Annotated in this window: 14 protein-coding genes; 8 read left to right on the top strand and 6 right to left on the bottom strand. The window is 72.6% G+C overall.

The features are described 5' to 3' along the window. The first annotated feature begins 20 nt into the window (after positions 1-20). From AB0D32_RS01465 to AB0D32_RS01445, 5 genes are all read left to right on the top strand, one after another. Positions 21-935 carry an ABC transporter permease gene (locus tag AB0D32_RS01465; RefSeq protein ID WP_357083046.1) on the top strand — a complete coding sequence of 305 codons (915 nt, stop codon included), beginning with the start codon at positions 21-23 and terminating at the stop codon, positions 933-935. Next, positions 932-1,780, top strand: a complete 849-nt coding sequence (locus tag AB0D32_RS01460; protein ID WP_357083043.1) for an ABC transporter permease — start codon at positions 932-934, stop codon at positions 1,778-1,780. Before AB0D32_RS01465 ends, AB0D32_RS01460 begins: the two co-directional genes overlap by 4 nt. Continuing rightward, positions 1,777-3,285, top strand: a complete 1,509-nt coding sequence (locus AB0D32_RS01455) for an FAD-dependent oxidoreductase (RefSeq protein WP_357083040.1) — start codon at positions 1,777-1,779, stop codon at positions 3,283-3,285. Before AB0D32_RS01460 ends, AB0D32_RS01455 begins: the two co-directional genes overlap by 4 nt. After that, complete coding sequence (locus tag AB0D32_RS01450) at positions 3,285-4,487, top strand: saccharopine dehydrogenase C-terminal domain-containing protein (protein WP_357083037.1); 1,203 nt, start codon at positions 3,285-3,287, stop codon at positions 4,485-4,487. Before AB0D32_RS01455 ends, AB0D32_RS01450 begins: the two co-directional genes overlap by 1 nt. Before the next feature lie 314 nt (positions 4,488-4,801). Next, on the top strand, positions 4,802-5,647 hold the full coding sequence (locus AB0D32_RS01445) for a DUF559 domain-containing protein (RefSeq protein WP_357083034.1): 846 nt from the start codon (positions 4,802-4,804) through the stop codon (positions 5,645-5,647). A 236-nt stretch (positions 5,648-5,883) separates the two neighbouring features. On the opposite strand, the gene AB0D32_RS01440 is transcribed toward AB0D32_RS01445, so the two are convergent. The 5 genes from AB0D32_RS01440 to AB0D32_RS01420 all read right to left on the bottom strand — a co-directional run bounded on the left by AB0D32_RS01440 (position 5,884) and on the right by AB0D32_RS01420 (position 11,969). Continuing rightward, positions 5,884-6,228 carry a DUF779 domain-containing protein gene (locus AB0D32_RS01440; RefSeq protein ID WP_357083031.1) on the bottom strand — a complete coding sequence of 115 codons (345 nt, stop codon included), beginning with the start codon at positions 6,226-6,228 and terminating at the stop codon, positions 5,884-5,886. After that, complete coding sequence (gene adh, locus AB0D32_RS01435; protein WP_357083028.1) at positions 6,228-7,733, bottom strand: aldehyde dehydrogenase; 1,506 nt, start codon at positions 7,731-7,733, stop codon at positions 6,228-6,230. Before adh ends, AB0D32_RS01440 begins: the two co-directional genes overlap by 1 nt. 40 nt (positions 7,734-7,773) lie before the next feature. Next, positions 7,774-9,063 (bottom strand): GAF domain-containing protein, encoded by a 1,290-nt coding sequence (locus AB0D32_RS01430; RefSeq protein ID WP_357083025.1) that lies wholly within the window; start codon positions 9,061-9,063, stop codon positions 7,774-7,776. Between the two features lie 162 nt (positions 9,064-9,225). Beyond that, positions 9,226-10,500, bottom strand: coding sequence for a 4-aminobutyrate--2-oxoglutarate transaminase (gene gabT, locus AB0D32_RS01425; RefSeq protein WP_357083022.1), 1,275 nt, complete (start codon positions 10,498-10,500; stop codon positions 9,226-9,228). Between the two features lie 32 nt (positions 10,501-10,532). Next, positions 10,533-11,969, bottom strand: a complete 1,437-nt coding sequence (locus tag AB0D32_RS01420) for a gamma-aminobutyraldehyde dehydrogenase (RefSeq protein ID WP_357083019.1) — start codon at positions 11,967-11,969, stop codon at positions 10,533-10,535. 135 nt (positions 11,970-12,104) lie between these two features. On the opposite strand from AB0D32_RS01420, the gene AB0D32_RS01415 reads away from it, so the two are divergent. Continuing rightward, entirely contained in the window at positions 12,105-13,544 is a 1,440-nt protein-coding gene (locus AB0D32_RS01415; RefSeq protein WP_357083016.1) for an aldehyde dehydrogenase family protein, read from the top strand. A 21-nt stretch (positions 13,545-13,565) separates the two neighbouring features. On the opposite strand, the gene AB0D32_RS01410 is transcribed toward AB0D32_RS01415, so the two are convergent. Then, positions 13,566-14,798 carry an SUKH-3 domain-containing protein gene (locus AB0D32_RS01410; protein WP_357083013.1) on the bottom strand — a complete coding sequence of 411 codons (1,233 nt, stop codon included), beginning with the start codon at positions 14,796-14,798 and terminating at the stop codon, positions 13,566-13,568. 66 nt (positions 14,799-14,864) lie between these two features. On the opposite strand from AB0D32_RS01410, the gene AB0D32_RS01405 reads away from it, so the two are divergent. After that, the gene (locus tag AB0D32_RS01405; protein WP_357083010.1) at positions 14,865-15,293 is read left to right on the top strand and encodes a YbaB/EbfC family nucleoid-associated protein; all 429 of its coding nucleotides are present in this window, start codon (positions 14,865-14,867) and stop codon (positions 15,291-15,293) included. Then, positions 15,293-15,631: a hypothetical protein gene (locus AB0D32_RS01400; protein ID WP_357083006.1), complete on the top strand. Its 339-nt coding sequence runs from the start codon at positions 15,293-15,295 to the stop codon at positions 15,629-15,631. Before AB0D32_RS01405 ends, AB0D32_RS01400 begins: the two co-directional genes overlap by 1 nt. The last annotated feature ends 2 nt before the right edge of the window (positions 15,632-15,633 follow it).

The following is a 15,633-nucleotide window of genomic DNA, read 5'->3' as shown; positions in this document are numbered from 1 at the left end:
GAGCGCAGCGAGGCGGCGACGTGAGCGCGCTCGCGCACCTGCCCACCGGGTCCGGCCCGTCGTCGGCACCCGCACCGCCCCGTCGGCCCGGGCGGCACCGCCTCCTGCCGTACCTGCTGCTGCTACCCGCGGCGGCCTGGCTGCTCGTCTTCTTCGCGGTGCCGCTGCTCCAACTGGCCGCCGCCAGCCTCTACGACCCCGCCGGCTCGCTCGCCACCGGCTACGCGATGACCTGGGCGTTCGGCAACTACCCGGACGCGCTCGCCGCGTACTGGCCGCAGTTCGTGCGGTCCTTCGGCTACGCCGGGGCCGCGCTGGTGCTGGCGCTGCTGGCGGGCTACCCGCTGGCGTACGCCATCGCGCAGAAGGCCGGGCGGTGGAAGAACCTGCTGCTGGTCTGCGTGGTCGCGCCGATGTTCACCAGCTTCCTGGTGCGTACGCTGGCGTGGAAGACGATCCTGTCGGACAACGGCTGGCTCGTCGGGCTGCTGCGCGACGTGCACCTGCTCGCCCCCGACGGCCGGCTGCTCGCCACCCCCGTCGCGGTGGTGCTCGGCCTGACGTACAACTTTCTGCCCTTCCTGGTGCTGCCGCTGTACGCGAGCCTGGAGCGGCTGGATCCCCGGCTGCTGGAGGCGGCCGGCGACCTCTACGCCAGCCCGCTGCGGGCGTTCCGCAGGGTCACGCTGCCGCTGTCCATGCCGGGCCTGGTCGCCGGCACGCTGCTGTTCTTCATCCCGGCCAGCGGCGACTACATCAACGCCGAGCTGCTCGGCACCCCCAACGAGTACATGATCGGCAACGTCATCGACTCGGCGTTCCTGGTCCGGCTGGACTACCCGCAGGGCGCGGCGCTGTCGTTCCTGCTGATGGCGGCGATCCTCGCGGTGGTCTTCGGCTACCTGCGCCGAGCCGGTACGGAGGAGGTGCTGTGACGACGCGGATCGCCCGCTGGCTGGCCGACCGCTGGGTGACGGGCGCGGCGCTGCTGGTGCTCGGCTACCTGCTCCTGCCGGTCGCCGTGGTTGCCGCGCTGTCCTTCAACCGTCCCTCCAGCCGCCTGTCGTACGACTTCAACGAGTTCACCCTCGACAACTGGCGCAACCCGTGCGCCACCTCCGACATGTGCGACGCGGTGGTACGCAGCGTCCAGATCGGCTTCGTCGCCACCGTGGTCGCCACGGTGCTCGGCACCCTGATGGCGTTCGCGCTGGCCCGGCACCGGTTCCGTGGCCGCTCCGGGATCAACGTGCTGATCTTCCTGCCGATGGCCACCCCCGAACTGGTGATGGGCACCTCGCTGCTCGCCCTCTTCGTCTCCGCCGGGGTGCCGCAGGGCTTCTGGACCATCGTCGTCGCGCACGTCATGTTCTGCGTGTCGTTCGTGGTGGTCACCGTCAAGGCGCGGCTGGCCGGGATGGACACCCGGCTGGAGGAGGCCGCGATGGACCTCTACGCGAGCGAGTGGCAGACCTTCCGCCGGATCACCCTGCCGCTGGCGCTGCCCGGCATCGTGGCCGCCGCGCTGCTCGCGTTCTCGCTCTCCTTCGACGATTTCATCGTCACGAACTTCAACGCCGGCACCACCGTCACGTTCCCGATGTACGTCTGGGGCGCCGCCCAGCGGGGCATCCCGCCGCAGGTCAACGTCATCGGCACCGCGATGTTCGTGGTCGCGCTGCTGTTGGTGCTCGCCAGCACGCTGCGCGGGCGGCGGGGCCGTCGCGCCGGCCTCCGGCCCGTACGGGCGGGCGACGCGTCGGGGCGGCACCCGTCATGACCGGCCCGCGCACCGGCCGGCCCGCCGGTCCGCCCACCGGCCCGGCGCTCGCCGATGCGGCGCGCGTGCCGTACTGGCTCGACCGCCCGGAACGCCCCGACGCGCTGCCGCCGCTGCCCGGCGACACCGACACCGACCTGCTGGTCGTCGGCGGCGGCTACAGCGGCCTCTGGACGGCGCTGCTCGCCAAGCGGGACGATCCCGGCCGGGACGTGCTGCTGATCGAGGCGGGCACCTGCGGCTGGGCGGCGTCCGGGCGCAACGGCGGCTTCTGCGCCGCCTCGCTCACCCACGGCCTGGCCAACGGCGTCGAGCGCTTCCCCGACGAGATCGGCGTGCTGGACCGGCTCGGCCGGGAGAACCTGGACGCCATCGAGGCGACCGTCGAGGAGTACGGCATCGACTGCGACTTCGAGCGCACCGGTGAACTGTCCGTCGCGGTCGCGCCCCACCAGCTCACCGGCCTCGTCGAGGACGCCGCGCTGGCCCGCCGGTACGGCCACGACGTGCGGCTGCTCGACCGCGCCGAGGTACGCGCCGAGGTGAACTCGCCGACGTACCTCGGCGGGCTGTGGGACCGCGACCGGGTGGCCATGCTGGACCCGGCCAGGCTGGCCTGGGGGCTGCGCCGCGCCTGCCGGGAACTGGGCGTACGGGTGCACGAGCACACCCGGGTCACCGGGCTGCGACGGGACGGAGCCGCGCTGCGGGCCAGGACCCTCGGCGTACCGCCAGGGCGCGGCGATCCGGATGGCCGCGACGATCCGGGGTCCGGGCGCGGCGATCCGGGCGGCCACGGCATGCCCGGGTCGGTGCGGGCGCGGCAGGTGGTGCTCGCCACCAACGCGTTCCCGCCACTGCTGCGCCGGCTGCGGGCGTACGTCGTGCCGGTCTACGACTACGCGCTGATGACCGAGCCGCTCACCCGACAGCAGCACGAGGCGGTCGGCTGGCACCACCGGCAGGGGCTCGCCGACACCGGCAACCAGTTCCACTACTACCGGATCACCGGCGACGGGCGGATCCTCTTCGGCGGCTACGACGCCATCTACCACCACGGCAACCGGATGGCCCCGGAACTGGCCCAGCGACCGGCCACCTTCACCGCCCTCGCCGCGCACTTCTTCACCACGTTCCCGCAGCTCGCCGACGTGCGCTTCAGTCACCGCTGGGGCGGCGTCATCGACACCTGCACCCGGTTCTGCCCGTTCTTCGGCACCGCGTACGACGGTCGGCTGGCGTACGCCGCCGGCTACACGGGTCTCGGCGTCGGCGCGACCCGGTTCGGGGCCCGCGTGCTGCTCGACCTGCTGGGCGGCGAACCGACCCCGCTGACCCGGCTCGACCTGGTACGGCGCAAACCGCTGCCGTTCCCGCCGGAACCCCTGCGAGCCACCGGCATCCAACTCACCCGGTGGTCCCTGGCCCGCGCCGACGCGCACGCCGGCCGGCGCAACCTCTGGCTCCGTACGCTCGACCGTCTTGGTTTGGGGTTTGACTCGTGATGCGGATCCTGCTCGTCGGCGCCGGCGGTGTCGGCTCCGCCGCCGTCGCCATCGCTGCCCGCCGCTCCTTCTTCGAGACCATCGTCGTGGCCGACCACGACCCCGACCGCGCGACGCGTGCCGTGGCGGGCCACGGCGACCGCTTCGTCGCCGCCACCGTCGACGCCCGATCGGCCGACGAGATCGCCGGGCTCTGCCGCGCGCATCGGATCACCCACGTGCTCAACGCCGTCGACCCACGCTTCGTCATGCCGGTCTTCGACGGGGCGTTCGCGGCCGGCGCCGACTACCTCGACATGGCCATGTCGCTGTCCCACCCGCACCCGACCCAGCCCTACGCGGAGACCGGCGTCAAGCTCGGCGACGACCAGTTCGCCGTCGCCGACCGGTGGTCGGCGGCCGGCCGGCTCGCGCTCTGCGGCATGGGCGTCGAACCGGGGCTGTCGGACGTCTTCGCCCGCTACGCCGCCGACGAACTGTTCGCCGAGATAGACGAGATCGGCGTACGCGACGGCGCCGACCTGACCGTCGACGGTCACGCCTTCGCGCCGTCGTTCTCCATCTGGACGACCATCGAGGAGTGCCTCAACCCGCCCGTCGTCTGGGAGGCCGGGCGAGGCTGGTTCACCACCCCGCCGTTCTCCGAACCGGAGGTCTTCGACTTCCCGGAGGGAATCGGCCCGGTCGAGTGCGTGAACGTCGAACACGAGGAGGTGCTGCTCATCCCGCGTTGGGTCCCGGCCCGGCGGGTCACCTTCAAGTACGGCCTCGGCAACGAGTTCATCGAGGTGCTCAGGACGCTGCACAGGCTGGGCCTGGACTCCGTCGCTCCCGTCCAGGTCGGCGACGTGTCGGTGTCGCCCCGCGACGTCGTGGCCGCCTGCCTGCCCGACCCGGCCGCACTGGGCGACCGGATGCGCGGCAGGACCTGCGCCGGCACGTACGTGACCGGCACCGGGATCGACGGGCGGCCCCGGAAGGTCTACCTTTACCACGTCGTCGACAACGAGTGGTCCATGCGGGAGTACGGCCACCAGGCCGTCGTCTGGCAGACCGCGGTGAACCCGGTCGTCGCCCTGGAACTCCTCGCCACCGGCGCCTGGTCCGCCACCGGCGTACTGGGCCCCGAAGCCCTCCCCCCAAGCCCCTTCCTGACCCTCCTAACCACCTACGGCTCCCCCTGGCACCTCCAAGACCGCTAACCCCCCGCCCCCACCCACCCTCCCTCCCTCCCCCCGCCCCGCCCCGCCCCCGCCCCCGCCCTCCCTCTCCGCGTCGATCTTGCACTTTTGGCCCCGGCAATACGGGCATCCTTCACTTCTTGAGGGCCGCAAGTGCAAGATCGCCGAGGCTGGCCCGGGGAGGGCGGGCACGCGTCACCTCCCGGGCCGGGGCGCGGGGGCGGGCGCCTAGCACGGGGAGGGGAGGGGGCGGGGGTTGTCCACAGGGCGGAGGGTTGTCCACAGGGGGCCGGGTTGGGGTGGGGGATGGGGCGGGAGTTCTCGATTCTGTGCGCATGTCTACACAGCTGTGGCGTGTCGATGAGCTGATGCGAGGGCTCACCGTGAAGCGGATCCGTACCCGCGTCGGCAGAGCGGAACTGCTCCGGGTGCGCAGGGGTGTCTACGCCGAGCAGCCCTGCGGCGACGAGGACGAACTGCGCGCCCTCATGATGTGCCTGCCCGAGGAAGCCGTGCTGACCAGGCAGAGCGCGGCCCGCCGGCACGGCTTCGGCGTGCTGCGTGAGGACCTGGTACACGTCCAGTTGCCGGCGGAGGTGCCCAAGCCCCGGCTTCCCGGGCTCGCTGTGCACCACTCGGTGCTTTCCGTACAGCCTGTCGTCGTCAACGGGGTGCCCTGCGTGCCGGCGGCCCGATGCGCCGTCGATCTGGCGCGTACCGTCGGGCGGCTGGACGCCCTGCCCGTGCTCGATGCCGCACTCCGGGCGGGCGCGGTCACGCCGGACGAACTGTTGGCGGAGGTGGCAATCCACCAGGCGCTGCGTGGCGTACGGCAGGCCCGGGAACTCGTACCGCTGGCGGACGGCCGGGCGGAGTGCCGGCAGGAGAGCCAACTGCGGTTGACCCTGATCGACGGTCGGCTGCCGGCACCCGAGCCGCAACTGTGGGTGCACGACCGGGACGGCGTGCCCCGCTACCGGCTGGACCTGGGCTACCGGAAGCGCAGGATCGGCATCGAGTACGACGGGCTGTCGCACCTGGACCGTGACCAGCTGCGGTACGACCGTGAGCGCGTCAACTGGCTCGACGCCAACGGGTGGCGGATGCGCTACTTCACCGACCGCGACCTGTACCGCCGCCCCGCCTACATAGTCGCCACCATCCAAGCCGCCCTCTCCTGACCACACCCCCACCCCCCCGCCCCGCACCCCCGCCCCCCCCGCACCCCGCACCCCGCACCCCGCCCCCCGCACCCCGCACCCCGCACCCCGCCGCGATCTTGCACTCTCGGCCCGCCGAATGTCCGCTTCGCGCGAATCGTCCGGGCCGAAACTGCAAGATCGCGGGGGCTGGGCCGCGGAGGGCGGGAGGGGTGGGGAGGCGCGGGGGTGCGGGGCGGGTGCGCGGGGAGGGGGGTTCAGCGGAGGTGGGAGCGGGTGAGGAAGCGGACGCCTTCGGGGGCCTCCAGGGAGAAGCCGCTGCCTCGGCCCGGGACCACGTCGACCGTCAGCGTGGTGTGCTTCCACAACTCCCACTGGCTCGCCGACATCCAGAACTCGACCGGCTCGGGTACGCCCTCCACCACGAGGGACGCGAGCAGGACGTCCGATCCGCCGGTGCGGAACTCGCCGGCCGGGTAGCACATCGGGGCGCTGCCGTCGCAGCAGCCGCCGGACTGGTGGAACATCAGCGGACCGTGCTGCCCCCGCAGCGACCGGATCAGCTCGGCCGCCGCAGGGGTCACGGAGACGGGGTCGCCCATCAGAAGAAGCCGAGCTTCTTGGGGGAGTAGCTGATCAGCAGGTTCTTGGTCTGCTGGTAGTGCTCCAGCATCATCTTGTGGTTCTCCCGGCCGATGCCGGACTGCTTGTACCCGCCGAACGCCGCGTGCGCCGGGTAGGCGTGGTAGCAGTTCGTCCAGACCCGGCCCGCCTGGATCGCCCGACCGGCCCGGTAGGCGGTGTTCATGTCCCGGGTCCAGACGCCCGCACCGAGGCCGTACAGCGTGTCGTTGGCGATCTTCACCGCGTCGGACAGGTCCGCGAAGGAGGTCACCGAGACCACCGGCCCGAAGATCTCCTCCTGGAAGATCCGCATGGAGTTGTGGCCCTCGAAGATCGTCGGCTCGACGTAGTATCCGCCGGACAGGTCGCCACCCAGATCGGCCCGTGATCCACCGGTGAGTACTCGAGCGCCCTCCTGCCGGCCGATGTCCAGGTAGGAGAGGATCTTCTCCAACTGGTCGTTGGAGGCCTGTGCCCCGATCATCGTCTCGGTGTCCAGCGGGTGCCCCTGGCGTACGGCGCGCGTCCGCTCCACGGCCGCGGCGAGGAAGTCGGCGTAGTGGCCCTGCTGGATCAGCGCCCGGGACGGGCAGGTGCAGACCTCGCCCTGGTTGAGGGCGAACATGGTGAAGCCTTCGAGGGCCTTGTCGAGGAAGTCGTCGTGGGACGCGCTGACGTCGTCGAAGAAGATGTTCGGGCTCTTGCCGCCCAGTTCCAGGGTGACGGGCTTGATGTTCTCGCTGGCGTACTGCATGATCAGCCGCCCCGTGGTGGTCTCGCCGGTGAACGCCACCTTCGCCACCCGGGGCGAGGACGCCAGCGGCCTGCCCGCCTCGACGCCGAAGCCGTTGACGATGTTCACCACGCCGGGCGGCAGCAGGTCGGCCACCAGCGACAGCCAGTAGTGGATCGAGGCGGGGGTCTGCTCGGCCGGCTTGAGCACCACCGCGTTGCCGGCCGCGAGCGCCGGGGCGAGCTTCCAGGTGGCCATCAGGATCGGGAAGTTCCACGGGATGATCTGCCCGACCACGCCGAGTGGCTCGTGGAAGTGGTAGGCGACAGTGTCGTTGTCCAACTCGCCGAGGGAGCCCTCCTGTGCCCGGATCGCCCCGGCGAAGTACCGGAAGTGGTCGATGGCCAGCGGGATGTCGGCGGCCAGGGTCTCCCGTACCGGCTTGCCGTTCTCCCAGCTCTCGGCGACGGCCAGGGACTCCAGGTTCTCCTGCATCCGGTCGGCGATGCGGTTGAGGATCAGCGCCCGCTCGGCGACGGGGGTGCGGCCCCAGGCGTCGGCGGCGCCGTGCGCGGCGTCGAGGGCCTTCTCGACGTCCTCGGCGGTGCCCCGGGCGATCTCGCAGAAGTCCTGCCCGGTCACCGGTGTGGGGTTGGTGAAGTAGCGGCCGTGGTGTGGCTTCACGTACTCGCCGCCGATGAAGTGGTCGTAGCGGGACTGCCAGTGGGTGGGCGCGTCGTAGCGCGTCATGGTTACCTCCGCCGTCCGGTCTCGGGTGACGGCGGGAACGCTAGTTCCGGGGACGTTGCAGCGACGTTGCGCGCGGCAGGTCGTACTCCTGGGAGAGCTGGTCGATGCGGGCCAGGGCGAGCGGCCGGCGTGGCGCGCCGGGTGGCAACGCCCGGGCCAGCGCCTGCCAGGCGGCGAGGTCGTCGGTGCCGGCGGGCGTGCCGGTCCAGGCCGCGAGCAGCGCCGGGTCCCGGGCGGCCAGCACGGCCGCGCGGAGCTGGCCGTCGACCAGCCGGCGCAGCCGCGCCACTCCCGGCGCGTCCGAGCCGGGCAGCAACGAGCCGGCGTACGCGTCGAGGGCTCCCGCCGGATCGCCGCGTTCCAGCAGCTCGCCGACGGTACGGAAGTCGGCCCGGACGGCGCCGCGCAGCCGGTACGGGCGCGAGTCGAGCAGCTCGGGGCCGAGGACGCGGCGCAGCCTGGACAGCTCGGCCCGCAGGGTGACCGGGTGCAGCCGGTCGTCGCCGTACAGGTCGAGGCCGAGTTGCTCGCCGGTGCGCCCGTCGGGACGGTCGAGCAGCAGCACCAGCAGTTCGCTGTGCCGTCGGCCGAGCCGGATCCGCCGCCCGTCGACCCGCAGCTCCGCCTCGTCCCGGCCGAGCGCGGCGACCGCGACCACCCCGGGCCCGACGGGCCGGTCGGCGGCGAGCTGCGCCTCGGCGGCCCGGGCGGTGGCCCGGACCAGGGCGAGGCTCTGCGGGTTGGCCAGGTGGTCGCCGCCGGTGATGTCGACCGCGCCGAGGAGCCGCCCGGTGACCGGGTCGTGGATGGGCGCGGCGGCGCACGTCCACCGCTGCACGGGCCGGCTGAAGTGCTCGGTGGCGAAGATCTGCACGCTGTGGTCGACCGCCAGGGCGGTGCCCGGGGCGTTGGTGCCGGCGTGCGACTCGTCCCACCGCGCCCCGGGGACGAAGTTCATCCGTTCGGCGTGCCGGAGCACCCCCGGATGCCCCTCGACCCACAGCAGCCGCCCGTACGCGTCGCAGACCGCCATCAGGTGCGCGCCGTCCTGGGCGATCCCGCCGAGCAGGTCGCGGAAGAGCGGCAGCACCCGGGCGAGCGGGTGCGCCGTGCGGTAGCTCTCCAGCGCGTCGTCGGCCAGCTCGATCGGCGGGGTGGCCTCCGGGTCGAGCAGCGCACCCGCCGACCGCCGCCAGGATCGGGCCACCACCTCGCGTACCTGCCGTGGCGTGGCGCCCGCGCTGAGGAAGGCCTCGTGGGCGGCACCGACCTGCGCGATCCGTTCCGCCGGATCGACGCCGAACTGAAGGGCGAGCCACGGGTCAGCCATCGGCGACCTCCTCGCGCCCATCGTGACGCAGCGCACCTGCCAACGCCAAACGGTCCCCGGGGGCGGACCCATGGGCGGCCGTCGACGGAAGCCGGCGGCGTGGGCCCGGGTCCGGCGGCGACGGTGCGTGGCGGGCGACGCCCCGGGGCGGGACTCTGTCGGTCAGCCGCCGAAAGCCGCCTCCAGGATGTCCAGCCCCCGGTGCAGTTCAGCGTCGGAGATCACCAATGGCGGCAGGAGGCGCAGCACGTTGCCGTACGTGCCGCAGGTGAGGACGAGCAGGCCGGCGGCGTGACAGGCCGCCGCGACCGCCGCCGTGGCGGCCGGGTCGGGCACGAGCGTGCCGGGCCGGACCAGCTCCACGGCGAGCATCGCGCCCCGGCCGCGTACCTCGGCGATCCCCGGGTGCCGGTCCGCCACGGCCCGCAGGCGGTCTGTCGCCACCGAGCCGATCCGCCGGGCCGCCGCGACCAGGTCCAGCTCGCGCATCGTGTCGATCGACGCGAGCGCCGCCGCGCAGGCGACCGGGTTGCCGCCGTACGTGCCGCCGAGGCCGCCGGCGTGCACCGCGTCCATCAGGTCGGCCCGGCCGGTCACGGCGGCCAACGGCAGGCCACCCGCGATCCCCTTGGCGAGCGTGACCAGGTCCGGCTCGACGCCCTCGTGCTCGCAGGCGAACCAGTCGCCCGTACGGCAGAAACCGGTCTGGATCTCGTCGGCGACGAAGACCACCCCCGTCGCCGTCGCCCACTCGCGCAGCGCCGGCAGGAACCCCGGCGCGGGTACGACGAAACCGCCCTCGCCCTGGATCGGCTCGATCAGCAGGGCGGCGACGTTCTCCGCGCCGACCTGCTTCTCGATCATGTCGATCGCCCGCGCCGCCGCCTCGGCGCCGGACAGGCCCCCGTCGCGCAGCGGGTACGACATCGGCACCCGGTAGACCTCCCCGGCGAACGGCCCGAACCGGTGCTTGTACGGCATGTTCTTCGCGGTCAGCGCCATCGTCAGGTTGGTCCGCCCGTGGTACGCGTGCTCGAAGACCACCACCGCCGGCGACCCCGTCGCGTGCCGGGCGATCTTCACCGCGTTCTCCACCGCCTCGGCGCCGGAGTTGAACAGCGCCGAGCGCTTCTCGAACCCGCCCGGGGTGAGCGCGTTGAGCTGCTCGCAGACCGCCACGTACGACTCGTATGGCGCGACCATGAAGCAGGTGTGGGTGAAGCGCTCGACCTGCGCGCGGACCGCCTCGACCACCCTCGGCGCGGAGCTGCCGACGTTGGTCACCGCGATGCCGGCCGCGAAGTCGATCCACTCCCGCCCGTCGACGTCGGTGAGCGTGCCGCCCGCCGCCCGGTCCACGTAGGAGGGGATGACGCTGCCGACACCCCGGGCGACGGCCTCGCTCCGTCGCTTGTGCAGCTCCGCCGACGACGTCATGACGGTGCCTCCGTTCCGTTCGCGGGGGAGTGTCAGCCCTCGATGTGGTGCATGACGTGCTTGATCCGGGTGTAGTCCTCCAGGCTGTAGACCGAGAGATCCTTGCCGTGCCCGGAGTGCTTGAAGCCGCCGTGCGGCATCTCGGAGACGAACGGGATGTGGGTGTTCACCCAGACGCAGCCGAAGTCGAGCCGGCGGGTCATCCGCATCGCCCGGCCGTGGTCCCTCGTCCACACCGAGGCGGCCAGGCCGTATTCGACGCCGTTGGCCCAGCGCACCGCCTCGTCCTCGTCGGTGAACCGCTGCACGGTGATCACCGGCCCGAACACCTCGTCCTGGATGATCTCGTCGGCCTGGCGCAGCCCGCTGACCACCGTCGGGGCGTAGAAGTAGCCGCGCTCGCCGAGCCGCGAGCCGCCGGTGTGGATGTCGGCGTGGTCCCCGAGACGGTCGACGAAGCCACTGACCCGGGCGAGCTGGTTGGCGTTGTTCAGCGGGCCGTAGGTCACGTCCGCGTCGTCGGGCGCGCCGGTCTTCGTGTTGCGGGCCTGCTCGGCCAGCGCCGCCACGAAGTCGTCGTGGATGCCGGGGCCGGCGAGCACCCGGGTCGCCGCGGTGCAGTCCTGCCCGGCGTTGAAGTAGCCGCCGAGCGCGACGGCCTCCGCCGCCGCCTCGACGTCCGCGTCGTCGAAGAGCACCACCGGGGCCTTGCCGCCCAACTCCAGGTGGGTCCGCTTCAGGTCGGGGGCCGCCGCGGCGGCGACCTCCATGCCCGCCCGGGTCGAGCCGGTGATCGACACCAGCTGCGGGGTCGGGTGCGACACGAGCGTACGACCGGTGTCCCGGTCGCCACAGACCACGTTGAGTACGCCCGGCGGGAGGAACTCCGCCGCGATCTCGGCCAGCAGCAGTGTCGACACCGGCGTGGTGTCGGACGGTTTGAGCACCACCGTGTTGCCGGCGGCCAGCGCCGGGGCGATCTTCCAGACCGCCATCATCAGCGGATAGTTCCAGGGGGTGACCTGGGCGCAGACCCCGATCGGCTCGCGCCGCACGTAGGAGGTGTGCCCGGCCAGGTACTCGCCGGCCGACCGGCCCTCCAGCATCCGGGCCGCCCCGGCGAAGAACCGGAGCTGGTCGACCGACGGCGGCAGTTCCTCCTCGGCGGTGAGCTGGCGCGGCTTGCCGGTGTTGCGGACCTCCGCGTCGACCAGTTCGGACGCCCGCGACTCCACCGCGTCGGCGAGCCTGAGCAGCGCCCGCTGCCGCTCGGCCGGGATCGCGTCCCGCCAGCTCTCGAAGGCCGTGGCGGCGGCCCGCATCGCCGCGTCGACGTCGGCGGCCCCGGAGACCGGGGCCTGCGCGAAGACCTCGCCGGTGCACGGGTCGATCAGGTCGGCGTAACCGCCGTCGGTCGGCTCGACGTGGACGCCGTTGACGAAGTTGCGCAGCTGCTGCTGGTCGCTCATGACGGGCTCACTCCGGTGAGGGATGCGGTCTGCGGCGGTAATCGCAATCTGTCTGCCATCCTCGCTACCGAATTCGCGGCAGACAAGGCCCAAGACCACTGTTTCCGTGGAAGCCGGTCGTCTACGCTGCTGCATGTGGACTCCGTCGCCTTCCATGTCGCCTCCCGTCCCGCACACGGCGAGGGCGAGCTGACCGTCCACCACCCGTACGACGGGCGGGCCGTCGGTCGTACCACCCTCGCCACCGCCGACCAGGTCGAAGCGGCCGTCGCGGCAGCCGCCGGGGTGGCCGCGACGGCCGCGGCCCTGCCCGCGCACGCCCGCGCGGCGGCCCTGGACCACGTGTCCCGGCGGCTCGCCGAACGGGCCGAGGAGTTCGCGCGGCTGATCACCGCCGAGAACGGCAAGCCGCTGAAGTGGGCGCGGGCCGAGGTCGGGCGGGCCGTCTCCACCTTCCGCTGGGCCGCCGAGGAGGCCCGCCGCTTCTCAGGCGAGCTGCAGCGTCTTGACACCGACCCCGCCGCCACCGGGCGGATCGCCCTGGTCCGGCGGGCGCCGAAGGGGCCGGTGCTCGGCATCGCGCCGTTCAACTTCCCGTTGAACCTCGTCGCGCACAAGGTCGCCCCGGCCATCGCGGTCGGCGCCCCGATCATCGTCAAGCCCGCCCCCGCCACCCCGCTGTCGGCGCTGCTGCTGGGCGAACTGCTCGCCGAAACCGAACTGCCGGAGGGGATGTTCTCGGTCCTGCCGCTGCCCAACGAGCGCGCCGCCGAACTGGTCACCGACCCCCGGCTGCCCGTGGTCTCGTTCACCGGCTCCGGTCCGGTCGGCGCGGCCATCCGCCGGTCCGTGCCCGAGAAGCACGTCACCCTGGAGTTGGGCGGCAACGCCGCCGCCGTGATCTGCGAGGACTGGAACACCGACGAGGACCTGACCTTCGCCGCGCACCGTATCGCGACGTTCTCCAACTACCAGGCCGGGCAGTCGTGCATCGCCGTGCAGCGGGTCTACGTGCACGAATGGCTCTACGACGCCTTCCTGCCCCGGCTCGTCGCGGCGGTGCAGGAGCTGCGCACCGGCGACCCGTCCGACCCGCTCACCGACGTCGGGCCGCTGATCTCCACCGATGCCGCCCAGCGGGTCGAGGCGTGGGTGGACGAGGCGGTCACCGCCGGTGCCACCATCGAGGTGGGCGGCCGGCGCGAAGGCGCGACCTACCCGCCGACCGTCCTCACCGGCGTGCCGGCGGACGCCAGGGTCTGCGCCGAGGAGGTCTTCGGTCCGGTGCTCGTGGTAGCCCGCGTCGAGCACGACCAGGCCGCGTTCGCCGCCGTCAACGACTCGGCGTACGGACTGCAGGCGGGCGTCTTCACCCACCGCCTCGACACGGCCTTCGCGGCGCACCGCACCCTGGAGGTGGGCGGGGTGATCGTCGGTGACGTGCCGTCGTACCGGGCCGACCAGATGCCGTACGGCGGGGTGAAGGGCAGCGGCGTCGGGCGCGAGGGCCTGCGCAGCGCCATGGACGACTACACCGAGCCCCGGGTCATGGTGCTGACCGGCCTGTCCTTGTAGCGTTCGCGAGGCGCTGCCCGCTCACCAGGTGCCGTCGTCGCGGACGCGGGCGGGGGCCCGGCCGAGCAGCAGGGTGGTCAGCGCGGCGTCGATGTCCTCGCCGAGGAACCACTCACCGGCCTGGTCCAACGCGAACACCCGCCCCCGCTCGTCGACGGCGAAGATGCTGTCACCGTGCTCGGACCCGACGGGAAAGAGCCTCATGCCGAGTACGGCGGCGAAGTCGGCGAGTGTGTCGGCCGAGTGCGCGCTGCGGAGCGGGTTGGTAGTGAACCGGCTGATCCAGACCTGCTCGCCGGGACCTCGGCGGCTGCTCACTATCGCGGGGAAGGCGGTCAGCGTCAGCTCAGCCGCGGGGAAGGGTTCGTGGCGGTGCCGCTGGCCGGCGACCTCGCACGTCTCCCGGATCGCCCCGGCGGCCAGGGCGGGGTTGAACTCACTGTCCTCCCAGCCGGCATCCATGAGTGCGTCGCCGACAGCGGGCGGGAAGCGGCCCGGATGATGCGGATGCTGTGGCTGGGGGTGCCACTCCGAGGTGAAAGCAAGGTCCGCCCAGGACAATGCGTTGAAGTGGACCAGGAAGTTGAGGCACGAGTCGCAGGCTCTCTCGGCCCTGCCGCCGTAGGGATCACCCGGCTCCCGTACCCGGAAGACCTCGAAGCGGGCGCCGCTCAGCAGCATCTCCGCATCGGCCACGCCGAGCGGCGCGATGCCCTCGGCGGCACGGCGGTGATCGTATTCGTGCAGGACGTCGGACACGACGATCAGCTCGGCATGCCGGTCGCCGCCGCGCACCAGGTGACCGGGGGGTAGCCCGTCCAGATAGGACCTGACGAGCGGGTGGTGGTTGAGCACGACGTCGCCCTTGGCACCCTGCGCCCGGAACAGCCGCCCCTCGACCGTCAGGTGCGCCACTGCCGCAGGAGCAGGCAAGCGGCGGATCTCGCGGAGCAGTTGGCTGGCGGGATCGACCGTGCGCGCCGCGCCGGGGCTCTCCGGCCGGCTCCGGCGGTACATCTGCTCGACCACCTCGGCCGGCACACGCGGCCAGGTGGTCACCTCACCGGTCTGCTTGTCCACCACCGTGGTCGGCAGGTCACCGGGCACCGTCGTCGCCTCGATGGGCACTGTGGAGGTGATGACGTAGCCGAGGTCGAACTCGTCCACCCTCGGGCGGCACTCATGTCCCAGGCGCTGTGACTCACGGCGGGCCCACGCGGCGGCCAGCTGCTCGGCCTGCTGGCGATCGATCACGGTCTGAAACTACCGGACCACGCGAATTCATGGCGCCCGGTATGGTTCGCCCTACCGACGGTAACCATGGGGAGGGTGGCGTTGGCCGAGAGCGTGGACCGGGACGCCAATCGCGCGCTGCGAGCACGGTTCGACGAGGTGTACGGGGACTATCAGCGGCTGAGGTCCGGTTTGGACGAGCTGCAGGCGCGGCTCGCCGACCTGCGGGTGACCGAGCGATCCGAAGACGGTCAGGTGACCGCCATCGCCGGTGCCCGGGGCGAGCTGATCTCGGTCGAGCTGCACCCGTCCGTCTTCCACGACCGGGACGCGAAGGCGTTGAGCCGGAAGATCACCGCCACGGTCCACCGGGCCGGTGCGGCGGCGGTCGCCGCCACCCAGGACCTCGTGGCCGGCTACCTTCCCGCCAGCTCCGGGACGGCGGATTTCCTGCGTACGGGTGACTTCGGTTCGTTGCTGGGCCGGGCCGACGCCGTGCTGCGCCGGGGCGAGTGATGGGCGGTCAGCTCTGGCTCGACCCGCAGCGTGCCCGGCGCGGGGGTGTCGACCTCTCGCTGTCCGGCGAGGCGATCACGGCGCGTCGTCGCCAGACGGGTGGCGCGATCGCGGCAGCGAGCGCCCGGTCGCCGTGGGGCAAGGACGACATCGGGGCCGCGTTCGAGCAGAAATATCGGGGCTTCGAGGAGTTGGTCCTGCGCACCTGGGACGGCGTGGGCCGGCACGTGGAGGGCCTCGGCGCCGACGTGGTCCGGTCGGTTGACGCCAACCTGCGGACGGACGCGTCGAGCGCGGGTCGGCTCGGCCGCGTGGACGACCGGCACCAGCAGCGCTGATC

The sequence above is a fragment of the Micromonospora sp. NPDC048170 genome (assembly GCF_040652795.1).
Lineage (GTDB): Bacteria > Actinomycetota > Actinomycetes > Mycobacteriales > Micromonosporaceae > Micromonospora.
This window is presented reverse-complemented; position numbering and strand designations above follow the sequence as displayed.

Coding starts and splice junctions, on each gene's coding strand:
- gabT (WP_357083022.1), bottom strand. CDS start 10,500: ATGACGTCGTCGGCGGAGCTGCACAAGCGACGGAGCGAGGCCGTCGCC.
- AB0D32_RS01450 (WP_357083037.1), top strand. CDS start 3,285: ATGCGGATCCTGCTCGTCGGCGCCGGCGGTGTCGGCTCCGCCGCCGTC.
- adh (WP_357083028.1), bottom strand. CDS start 7,733: ATGACGCGCTACGACGCGCCCACCCACTGGCAGTCCCGCTACGACCAC.
- AB0D32_RS01445 (WP_357083034.1), top strand. CDS start 4,802: ATGTCTACACAGCTGTGGCGTGTCGATGAGCTGATGCGAGGGCTCACC.
- AB0D32_RS01455 (WP_357083040.1), top strand. CDS start 1,777: ATGACCGGCCCGCGCACCGGCCGGCCCGCCGGTCCGCCCACCGGCCCG.
- AB0D32_RS01400 (WP_357083006.1), top strand. CDS start 15,293: ATGGGCGGTCAGCTCTGGCTCGACCCGCAGCGTGCCCGGCGCGGGGGT.
- AB0D32_RS01420 (WP_357083019.1), bottom strand. CDS start 11,969: ATGAGCGACCAGCAGCAGCTGCGCAACTTCGTCAACGGCGTCCACGTC.
- AB0D32_RS01440 (WP_357083031.1), bottom strand. CDS start 6,228: ATGGGCGACCCCGTCTCCGTGACCCCTGCGGCGGCCGAGCTGATCCGG.
- AB0D32_RS01405 (WP_357083010.1), top strand. CDS start 14,865: ATGGGGAGGGTGGCGTTGGCCGAGAGCGTGGACCGGGACGCCAATCGC.
- AB0D32_RS01430 (WP_357083025.1), bottom strand. CDS start 9,063: ATGGCTGACCCGTGGCTCGCCCTTCAGTTCGGCGTCGATCCGGCGGAA.